At 59.5% G+C, this 10432-nt stretch carries 9 protein-coding genes; all 9 read right to left on the reverse strand.

The window, feature by feature from the left end; translation table 11 throughout:
- The coding region (locus AC1DEK_RS29900) for a hemagglutinin repeat-containing protein (RefSeq protein ID WP_478128959.1) at positions 1–908 on the reverse strand (908 nt) is incomplete at its 3' end.
- A gap of 51 nt (positions 909–959) precedes the next feature.
- Positions 960–1493 (reverse strand): hypothetical protein, encoded by a 534-nt coding sequence (locus AC1DEK_RS29905; RefSeq protein ID WP_478128951.1) that lies wholly within the window; start codon positions 1491–1493, stop codon positions 960–962.
- A gap of 21 nt (positions 1494–1514) precedes the next feature.
- Positions 1515–1772, reverse strand: coding sequence for a hypothetical protein (locus tag AC1DEK_RS29910; RefSeq protein WP_478128952.1), 258 nt, complete (start codon positions 1770–1772; stop codon positions 1515–1517).
- 275 nt (positions 1773–2047) lie between these two features.
- A complete protein-coding gene (locus AC1DEK_RS29915; protein ID WP_478128953.1) occupies positions 2048–2377 on the reverse strand; it encodes a hypothetical protein in 330 nt (109 codons plus the stop codon).
- Positions 2378–2782: 405 nt separating this feature from the next.
- Positions 2783–3022, reverse strand: coding sequence for a hypothetical protein (locus AC1DEK_RS29920; protein ID WP_478128954.1), 240 nt, complete (start codon positions 3020–3022; stop codon positions 2783–2785).
- Between the two features lie 299 nt (positions 3023–3321).
- On the reverse strand, positions 3322–3783 hold the full coding sequence (locus AC1DEK_RS29925; protein ID WP_478128955.1) for a hypothetical protein: 462 nt from the start codon (positions 3781–3783) through the stop codon (positions 3322–3324).
- Complete coding sequence (locus tag AC1DEK_RS29930) at positions 3780–8387, reverse strand: hemagglutinin repeat-containing protein (protein WP_478128956.1); 4608 nt, start codon at positions 8385–8387, stop codon at positions 3780–3782. Before AC1DEK_RS29930 ends, AC1DEK_RS29925 begins: the two co-directional genes overlap by 4 nt.
- Before the next feature lie 126 nt (positions 8388–8513).
- Positions 8514–8852 (reverse strand): Imm45 family immunity protein, encoded by a 339-nt coding sequence (gene imm45 / locus AC1DEK_RS29935; RefSeq protein WP_478128957.1) that lies wholly within the window; start codon positions 8850–8852, stop codon positions 8514–8516.
- On the reverse strand, positions 8849–10432 hold a 1584-nt coding region (locus tag AC1DEK_RS29940), incomplete at its 5' end, for a DUF637 domain-containing protein (RefSeq protein ID WP_478128958.1). The genes imm45 and AC1DEK_RS29940, both read right to left, overlap by 4 nt.

Genomic DNA, 10432 nt, shown 5'->3' on the forward strand with positions numbered 1-10432 from the left:
GTGCCGTGTTCGGTGGCCTGCGTGCCCAGGACCAGGGTGTCGGCGGTGAGGCTCAACTTGCCAGGCGTGTTCACCGTGGTGCCGGCCATCGCGAGCGTGTCCTCCGCCGTGATGTTCACGTTGGCGCCGTTGAGCGTGGTGCGCGCCAGGGAGGTGTCGGTGATTCCTGCCTCTTGCGTCTTCTTGGCATTGAAGCCCGTGCTCGGATCGCGGTACCAAGTCTCGCTGCCCAGGTTCAGGTCATTGCTCTTGTGGGCGATCGCGAGCGACTGGCCATCGACTGCCGCGTGGATGTCGACGTTGCCCCCGTGGATGGTGATGTCCTTGGCGGCATCGACCTGCACGCCCTGCAGCGTGACGGTGCCTCCTCCTTGAAGCAAGACACCGCCCTGGCTGCTCTGGATGGTGCTGGCCGATGCGGTGTTGCTGGAGACCTCGATGCCGGTGCCGGATCCTTTTTTGACCGGGCCGACGATGGGCAGGCTTCCGCCGCCAAAGCCGATGCCCCGGGTCTGGGTGTCGGTCTCCAGACTGGCGCTGGAGGTATTGCGGCCCTCGTAGACCGTGAGGTTGCGTCCGGCGTCCACCAGCACGCCATTGGTGCCGCTGATGTGCGACCCCTCGATGGTGATGTCGTTGTTGGCCGTCATCGCCACAGTGCCGCCCGAGAAGCTGCTGCCCACGCTGGTGGTGCTTTCCGCGCTGCTGTTCGTGGTCGTGGTGGAGCTTTTGAAGGTCCCCTTGCTCGTCGTCTGCTTGCCCTGGATCTCCAGTTGCGTGGTCTGTCCGGCGCCGATGTTGATGTCGCGGTCCGCATGCACCAGGAGCAGGCCGTCTCCGCTGGAGACGGTGGCTTGGCGGGCGTTGATGTCGCGGGCCTGTGATGGCGAGGTGCGATCGACTCTCAGTGATAGCTCACCAGATTGATCTCACGCTTTTTGCCGAGACGGCGGCATGTTTTATTGAGGGCGCGCGCAGTTCGGCGCGTCGTGGGTCTCAACCGGCGAACCATCTGCTGCCTTGATTGAGAGTTCACAGGTCGGACCGACCCCGGAGAGGCGCACGAGATACGTTGCCCCCGCCTGCGGAATCATCGTCTTTGCAGCCCAGGGGCAACTGCCGCCGGGGAAGACGAGGTTCGTCTTGCTCAGGTAGTCGAAGCCGGAGGTGGAATAGCGCACCCACTGGCCCGCGATCAGGACGGGCTTTCCAGCTGGGGCGACGAATTTCCAAGGACCCGGCGCATCGGGTCGACGGAAGAATGAGTTCATGGCTTGCAAGTACGCGACGCGCTGGGTGCCCACGCAGTCATCGTCAGGGGCGGCGTCGAGCTTGGCCTTGAACTGGGTGCTCGTGCCGAACTGGGACTCGAGGAAGAACTCAGGATCGCCGGCTTGTCCGATGTGGTTGTATTCGGGCTTTGGATAGCCAGCGCCGTCGTAGGCGCAAGCTGCAAGAGAAAATGTCGCAACTACCGCCAAAAATCTTTGCATCAAATTGATCCCCGCGCGAGATCATGGCAGTCCTGCCTGCCACTCATCGATAAAAATCTTTTCAGAAAAGAAAATCCTAAGTTGTTCGATGTCACGCTCCAAGATTCCATTGTAATGTGCATAGTTTTCAGTTAGTTCAGAATACCCGATGATGGCGGTGACATCAAATTGAGTCAGTAGCTCCGAAAAATTTTTGTCATTAGCTGTAGATAGAAAACGCCAACTTGGAAGGCGATCGTCTAACGTCGAACAATCGAGAGGGAAACCAAGTAGGTCCACCGCAATCTCCGATCGACATGAGGAATTCAACCCCAGTCTTGGAGAACATGAGCCCGTATACCGTACTAATCTCCCCGATTCTCAATTGAGTAAATTCGACGAGATCGGTCTCTCCTTTTCGCAATGCGTTTGAGGGGAGATTGCGCCCCGAATTAAATTTGCAAAAAACTCGCATAAGTTGGTCTTTATTTGAAGTTGAAATCGTCTGTCGCGTTCGTGATGGTATTTCTCACGTAATGAACTTCGATGCCATTAATATTTTGGCTCATTTTCATCTACCCATCGGATGCCGGCCAGCGTGGATCAGTCATGGCAATTCGAAGGACTTGATCGGCAGCGGGGTTGGACATGGCCTGCTCTAGCGCGAACTGCTCACGCAAATTGTTGGCAACAGAACGACCGGTGGATCCCAGCCCTAGCGGTTTTGCCGCCCGACCGGCGTCAAGCGCAAGTTGCTCCGCCGTCTTGACCACAGGGGCGGCGTCGAGCTTGGTCTTGAATTGGGTGCTCGTGCCGAACTGAGACTCGAGGATGAACTCGGGATCGCCGGCTTGTCCGATGTGGTTGTACTCGGGCTTTGGGTAGCCGGCACCGTCGTAGGCCACGATTCCACCGGGTCGAACCAGATCGCAAATCTGTCAGGCTCTCCAAATAGCATTTATTTTCCTTTAAATCCAAGCTGACACTTCACATCGATCGGAATTGTCGAGAGGTTTAGCGGTTTTGATCTATCCGAGAAGTGGGCACCCAGGGCTCTTCGCCGTGTCCGGCGACATGTCGGTCATGCTGTAGCCGAACAGGCCGCTGTTTCGCAGCGCCTGTTGCTCAGTAGCGTATTCCGCCCCGTGGCTGTGGGACATCAAGGCGTCCGCACATTCAGGGGCATCGGAGTCCATGCCGTAGGCGAGACCCTGTGCTTAGAGCTTGGCGCCCTGCATGTTGGTGTCGGTCCGGCGCGCGGTGATGTATTCCAAATTGCTGGGAATGGCTGTGGAATCCTGCATCCACTTTTATGCGCATTTCTCCAGCTCGGATTTGGCAACCCCAAGAATTTTCACAAATTCAGAAAGATTGAACTTCATCTTTACGCTTTCCGGTAGGATATAAATATCCGAAAGGAACTCTATTCCCATTTTATCATTCCCACCCTCTTTGTCCAGAATGCAGAGTCTTTGGCCTTTAAAGATCACCTCCGCCATCAAATGCTGTCGATTTACATCGCTAACAAAGTCTATTTCAAATTCACTCATTCACTTCACCTTATTTTTTGGATCCAAGAATCCAGAGAGAGAGATCCATCTGAATTAGCGACCGCGCCTGCGCCACCGCTCATGTTGGGCCCGTTGCCGCCAAGGTGGTCCGATGGAAGTTCCGATGGGTTGAGCGATGCGACTGTATTCTTGAAATCCTCCTTCGCTGCATCGTTCAGCCCCACAGCGCCTCCGGCGACACTCGCCACTGATCGAGAAGTGGCTATCCGAGGCTCTTCGCTGTGTCCAGCCACATGTCGGTCACGCTGAACCCGAACATGCCAGTGAGCGGCACTTGCTTAAATCTCCGATATCAAAATGGGATCTGAAAGTGCATTAATATTTTTTACATCGATCCATTTTTCGCTGTCTCTCCTAACATGGAACCTAAAACTACAAGAGAGTCCAAATTCCCCATCGTCGATCCCAATAATCGCCACGCATCTCTCCTTGAAACTGGCTTTCCATTTATTTTCGAAGACGTTTAAAAAGGCTAGTGCATTCTCCAGAGTCTCATCTTCACAGTAGTCCTCGATGTGAATTTTATTGACGGCGCTTTCATACCCCGATGCATCGAGGTAGTGTTTTTTTATGAAATCCTCGTTCGGCAACGCCCCATCTCGGAACAGAGATTTCCAAAAAATAAATCCCCTTGCGCAGATAAAGCCATTTTGAATCAATTCATTTAACCCAGAACTCAAAAACGGCGATTCTGAAATTTTCTCCAAGCGCCTTTGCATTGACTCATTCATTACTCTCATTTTAGCTCTCCAAGATATTGAATCAACCCTCTTTCAATGGCCTTCTGAAACTGGGAATTGTTTAGCAAATTCTGAACTGACTTTGGCGCTAGGTCGCCGCTTTTTTGATCGTAGAAAGTCTTGAGGGCGGGATCGTAGTAGTATTTATTTCCCGCGTTGTCTTGGTAATGTATTTGCCCGGGTCGCTGCCCAGGATTGGGATTTTCAACATCGATTCGCTCTTTTCCATCTCCGCGCCAAATTGTCTTGCTCGAAAACTGCGCGCCATTTGCGCCCAGCATATTCGTTTGTTCATTTTTCGCATTGGATGGTTGGCCATCCGTCGCCAACGTTGAGTTGTCCGGCACGTACCCCGGCGAGCCGATAGGCGCCACCACGGGCGGCGTCATCACACAGCCTGCTGGCGTACAGACGACTGTCGGCGGCGTCACCACCGCACCGGCGCCACCGCTCATGTTCGGCCCGTCGCTACCAGGATGGTCCGGTGGAAGTTCTGGTGGGTTGAGCGATGCCACCGTGTTCTTGAAATCCTCCTTCACCGCATCCTTCAGCCCCACAGCGCCTCGAGCGGCACTCTGCAACTGATCGAGAAGTGGGTATCCGAGGCTCTTCGCCGTGTCCAGCGACATGTCGGTCATGCTGTAGCCGAACATGCCGCTGTTGCGCAACGCCCGCTGCTCAGAGGCGTAGTCTGCCCCACGGTTCTGGGACATCATGGCATCCGCATACCCTGGCGCGCTCGGGTCAATGCCATAGGCGCAGTGCACCAAGGCACACGCGGCATCAGCCAAGCGTTGCTGCTCCTCGGGCGATTTGCCATCCTGCATTTGGGCTAAACGCGCTTTCTCATCGTTGTGCAGCAAGCGGTTGTTGGTCGTGGCGTTGGTCGCCACCATTGAGCCGAGCCCGGCATCACCCGTGGCCGCGCCAACTCCGGCCCCCAGCATGGTCGACCCGGCAGTCAGGAGCGCATTGAACTCCGCATTGGGCGTGCCGTCGGGGTTGTAGCGGTTGATGCCCTGGCTCTTGAGATAGTCCTCCATCACCGGCAGCAGTGCCTCATTGACGGCCCCGGCCGCCGCGCCTGCGAGCGCGCTACCGTCGCCAATCCTCGCCTGCACGATCCCCGCGAGCCCATGCAGCGCGATCTTCTCTGCGCTGCCTTCGGGCCAACCACGTTCGGCGGCCACGTCCCCGATCACGTTGTCCACGACGCTTCCCACGAGCTGCGCAGCACGCTGGCGGTCAGCCGCCTGCTGCTGCAACTTCGGAATCTCCTGGGCCTGCTGCAAGGTCAGCGTATTGATGAGCGCGCCGTTGGCCGTTTCCGCGTCCCTGGAAGTGAGCGTCGCGACGTTGGCCGCGCTCTGGTCATCGATCTCCTTGTTCCCAGTCCCGGTGATCTTGATGTTGCCTGGACTGATGACGCTCGACGTCTTGCCCGACTGATCGTTGTCCGCAGGCAGGCCACCGCCTCCATTGAGGTTGCCCAATACCGTGTTGGACGCACTGCGCGCGGCGTTGCTCGCGAGGCTGGTGCCCTGCGTATAGCCGTTGGCTCCCGAGCTGTAGCTCAGGCTGAGCGAATCACTGCTCGAATTCGTGCTCTGACGGTTTTCCAGATCGCTGAAGGTCAGGCTGCCGGTGGCGAGGTTGTTCTTGTCCTCCGTCGCCGTACTCGTGATCGCGCCACCCTTGAGGTCGGTGTTGCCGTTGACGTCGATGTCGTAGCCGCCGCTGCCTGCGGCGATGCCACTCTGGCCCGTGGCACTCTGGTAGTTGTGGTCGACCTTCTGGCGCGAGGCGTTGGCGGTGCCGGTGACGAATTCGCCATAGCAGATGGGCGGCACGCAGATGCTCACGTCCAGGCCGCTGCTGGTCTGCTTGCTCGCGTAGTTCGTCTGGTCCTGCAGCGTCTCAATGTTCAGGTTGCCGCCGACGTCCATCTGGACGCTGTCGCCGGCCAGTTGCGCACCGATGAGATTGGTGTCATTGCCGCTCTTGGTCTTGAGAGTGTCAGTGGCGGTGACCAGGGTGTTGTCGTAGTGGACCTCGTTGCCGGTGGCCTTGCCCTGGTTGCTGCCGATGTTGCCCTGGAAGCTGATGCCGTTTTGCGAGCCGAAGCCGAAGGTGGCGCCGCCTCCCATCGTACGGCCGCTGCTATTGCTGACGGTTGCGGCCGTGTTCGCGGCCGCGATCAGGTTGATGTCGCGCTTCGCGTCCAGGCTGATGTTCTGTGCCTGGAGCTTGGCGCCCTGCATGTTGATATCGGTCTCGCGCGCCGTGATCTCGATGCTGCCGGCCTGGATGTTGGTACCGCGCTGCTCGGTGTAGGTCTCGGCGGTGGTCGAACGCTGGTTGCTGCGCTGCTCGCTGACGCTCACACCGAACGCAGAGCCGGCGGGATCCCCGCCGGTGCCCGCCGCGCCCAGTCCCTGAACGCCGTTCTGCAATGCGCCGCTGGTCGCGAGCTTGTAAGCGTCGTAGCCGGCCTTGAGCTGGAGCGCACCCTTCAGGCGGCTGTCCTCGGTGTGCTTCGACTCCTCGGCCATGTCGTAGGCGCGCGTGACGACGCTGCCCACGTAGCCGGTCAACTGCGCACCGATCGTGTGGCTCTTGGACTCGGCGCTGTGGGTGCTGCTGCCGGTTGACGTGGCCGCGTTCAGGCTCACGGCGTTCCCGGACAGCGCGACCTTGTTCTGGGCCAGGAGATCGGCGCCCTCGGTGGTGATGTTGCCCTGGCCCGTTCCAGCGTACTTGCTGTCGAGGCCTGCCACCATGGTCAGGTTGCCGCCGTTGGCGCTCAGCAGGCTGGTGACGGCGGTGCTCGAATGGCCAGTGCCGTTCTCGCTGCCACTCACATTCGAATATGCAGTTTGCCGAGGCGCGAGACCGGGCATGGCACCGTAGGTCTTGCCGCGCTGACTGCCCGCGGTGCCGGAGTCCTGCGTGTCCTGGGCCGAGAGGATGTCGATGTTGCGCCCGGCGGTGACCGTGATGTTCTTGTCGGCAAGCACGTTGCTGGCGATGACCTGCACGTCTCGGCCGGCATCGACGCTCACATTGGCGCCGCTCACGGTGCTGCCCACCTGTGTGGTGCTGCTGCCGGCTTCGGCGTGATTGGCAGAGCCGCTGCTGTAGCTCAGGCGGCTTTTGAAGCTCGCGGAGATGCCTTTCTGGCTGGAAGCCGAGTAGCTGCCGCCGCTGGCCTGGTCCTGAGCGCTTTCGACGCGAACATCACGCCCGGCGCTCAAGGACAACTGGTCCTGCGCAGTGACGTTGCTGCCACGAATCGCGATGTCGTTTCCGGCGGAGACCAGCACATCGGCGCCGCTGAAGCTGCTGCCCGCCGAGGTGTTGGTCGATTCCGAGCTGAGCTGTGTCGAAGTCGACTTGGAGAAGGTGGACTTGTTCTCCTTGTAGGACGCGGTGGCTGTCGAAGAGGTCGCGCGGCCCTCTGAGATATTGACGTCGTGGTCTGCGATGACAGCCAGCGTTCCCTGCGCGGCCACGCCCGCTGCCCTTGCGTTGATGTCGTTGCCCGCGCTCAGCGTGACGTTGCCGCCGCCCACGATCTGGCTGCCGATGTCCTGCGATTGCGATTCGGAGTGGAAATTGCGGCTGTCGGTGACCGAGGTGCGCGAACTGGCTTCGGTGACCGTACCAAGATTGATGTCATGTCCCGCGTTGATGAGTGTGCGGCTGCCCGCGCCCGTGTTGGCAACGATCGCACCGACCACATTGATGTCGTTGCCGGCGCTGGCGACCAGGACACCGTTCGGATTGGAGACATAAAGGCCCGCAATGCGATCGATTGCGGTGGCGCTTGACTGCGTACTCTGCGCGCTACTCGTTGTCGTCACGACATTGACGTCGCGCCCGGCTGTCGCCACCAGCGAATCACGCGCATCGACCGTCCCGCCGATGACGTTGATATCGCCCCTGGCATCCAGCGCCACATTGCCCCCCGAGATGCGCCCACCCAGGTTATCGATGTTGTCCGCCGTGATGGACACGAGCGAGCGGCCGGCCACGGTGCCGCTGTTGGTGAAGTCGCCTTCGCCCGCCTTGTTCTTGATGCTCAGGCGATCAGCCGCCAGCAGCGCGCCGGAGCCGTCGATGTCCCCGGGCTGCACGCGCACATACACCTGGGGCACGAGCACCTGCTGGGTGCTGCCATCGGCAAGGGTCACGGTCTGCTCGACGAGCCAGACGATGTCGCTCGTGAGCTGGGCCATCTGCGCGGCAGTCAGGGCGATGCCGGGGGTCAATCCATACTGCTTGGCGAAGGTCACGCCCGCATTCATGAGCGCGGTGTACTCGTCCTGGTCGCTGGTGTAGCCGTCCAGGTAGCGGTAGCCGGTGAGCTGGGCGATCTGCTCGCGAATGAGTTGCTGCTCATAGAAGCCATCGCCCAGGCGCTTTTGCACTGTGTCGGGATTGAAGCCCAGGGCGTTGAGCAGGTAGTCGCTGCTGAGCCATTGGCGATAGTCGGCGAAGCGCGGATCGGTCTCGATCAGGTAATGGGCGGTCGCGCCCGGCTGGGTGCGAAACAGGCTCGCTGTGGGCAAGCGGGTCTCGGGCGTGCTGGTGCGAACGACCATCGGGATGCTGCGCGAGCTGGCCGACTGGCCCGACGGTCCCGTGCGTTCGCGCAAATCTGGGGTAGCGCGCTACAGAAAGCTCACATTCATAGTGAACTTCCAATAAGTCCTTGGGTGTGCCCCAATCTACAGATCTGCTGCCGCGAGTTCCTTGCGAATCCGCACGTCTTCAACGTTGCCATCAGGCCAGACCCACCGCTTCCAGTTAGTGATCAGCCAATCTTTGGATATTCCCGTCCCATCTAAAACCGCGTCGGGTGGAAATTCAACGTAAGGATTGATTCCAGCACAGTAGCCCGTAATTGTCATGAGAGCGACCGAAGCTAGTCGGCGTCCACCATCCGGCAGCCCACAAACCATCATGACTACTTCAGACTCAAAAGGTGAGTGAGAAGGAAACTTCAATAGATAGCCTCGGTGTAGTGCAGGATTCTCGCTGTCCACCAGCTTTTCCCAGTCCATCATTTCACCCTCAAGTCGTGACCGCCGGATGCATCGGCAATTTTTTGCGGCGCTAGATCAATCAACCTAAACTGCCCTTCGTGCGCCCCTGATTTTGGATTGATTTTTTCCCAGGCTCCATGCTGGGTATCTAAGGAATATAGATCGCCGGACGGCGTGCGATACACGTCGCGATCATTCATTCGGCTCAAGCGCGAGTCCTTGGTCCAGTCATTCGCAGCCACAACATCCTTCACTTCTTGTTTAATTATTGCAACTCGCTCTCCCACAGGCAGTTTTGCAATGTCCTTTTCAAACTGCTCCGCCTTTGCAGCTAACTGACCGGCGCTGCCGGCGAGCTTCGTCTCGGCCGTTACTACCTTGACAGCATCCTCAACCTTTGCCCCGGCCTTGACTAGTGTGCCTACTTTACTAACTGCTTTGCCGCCACCGGGCAAAACGTCCAGCACGCTCGTCGGAAACAAGGCCTCGTTGGCCGCGTACATGACGCCCAGCGTGGCTATCTCGATCTCGGTCAGGCCACCTCGTGCACCGGCCGCGTCGAGATACTCGCGAATTAGTTGCTGCTTTTCGACGAGTGGCTTGATCTCAATCGCCTTGAGCGCGTCTTGCAGCTTGCCGAGCGCTTTCTCTGCATAGTGCTTCAGGCCATTGTTCGCGGCGGCATTCGCGGCGGCGTCGGCCGCCTGGCTGATCTGGTCCGCGTCCAGGCCGGCGATTGCACCGCCGATGCCCCCGAGCATCGCGGCGAGTTGAGTGGCATCGAATTTCGGCTTGCCGTTCTCGTCGAATCCGAACGCCTCTGCGCTGATCTCGCCGATGACCGCTCCGATCGCGCCCGCGCCGCAACTGCCGTTTGTGCGGGCAGCTCCGACGGCACACCCGGCCAGCGCATGCGCCACCTTGTTGCTGAAGTCGTCGAGATTCAAGTCCCCGATAGCGGAAGCCCCTTGCGCCGCGATGGTGTTCAGCAATGCGCTCTTCAGGCCCTGCTTCAGATTCTCCTCAAAGCTGCCGCCGTTGATCGCCGTGCTGATCACCGCCGTTGCTGCGCTGGCCGTGAGGTTTTGGCCGAGTTGCTTCATGAACTCTTGGGCGCCGCTGCCCGCCGTCGGCAAGCCCGTGGGATTCAGGTTCAACCCGCCCAGCACGCCACCCGTGGCAATGGCCGTCAGCAGGTTCTTCACATTCGAACTCGAACCAAGCTCGTCCAGTGCCTTGCCGATGTCTCCTTGGTTGTTGATCAGCGCGACGCTGGCTTGACCGGCCAGAGCGCTCACGCCGGCCGTCACCGCGCCACCCACTACAGCGCCCGTAGTGCCGCCGCCAACGGCGCCGCCTGCTGCGACTCCAGCTCCCTTGGCGGCCCCCCAGGTGAAGTAGCTGACCACCACCGTCACGATGGCAGCGCCTTCAGGCGTCAAACCCTGCTGACTGTAGTTCCAGTCCTTGTGCGCCTCCTCGACCTTCGCCCAGTCGACCTTGCCGCTGAGATTCGGATCGTTCTGAAGCTGCTCTATCCAGCCCATGCCGGGCAGCTGGGCGAGCTGCTCGATGCTGTCCCGCGCGCCCACGCCGGCCTG

This window comes from Variovorax sp. 10N420, assembly GCF_056394705.1.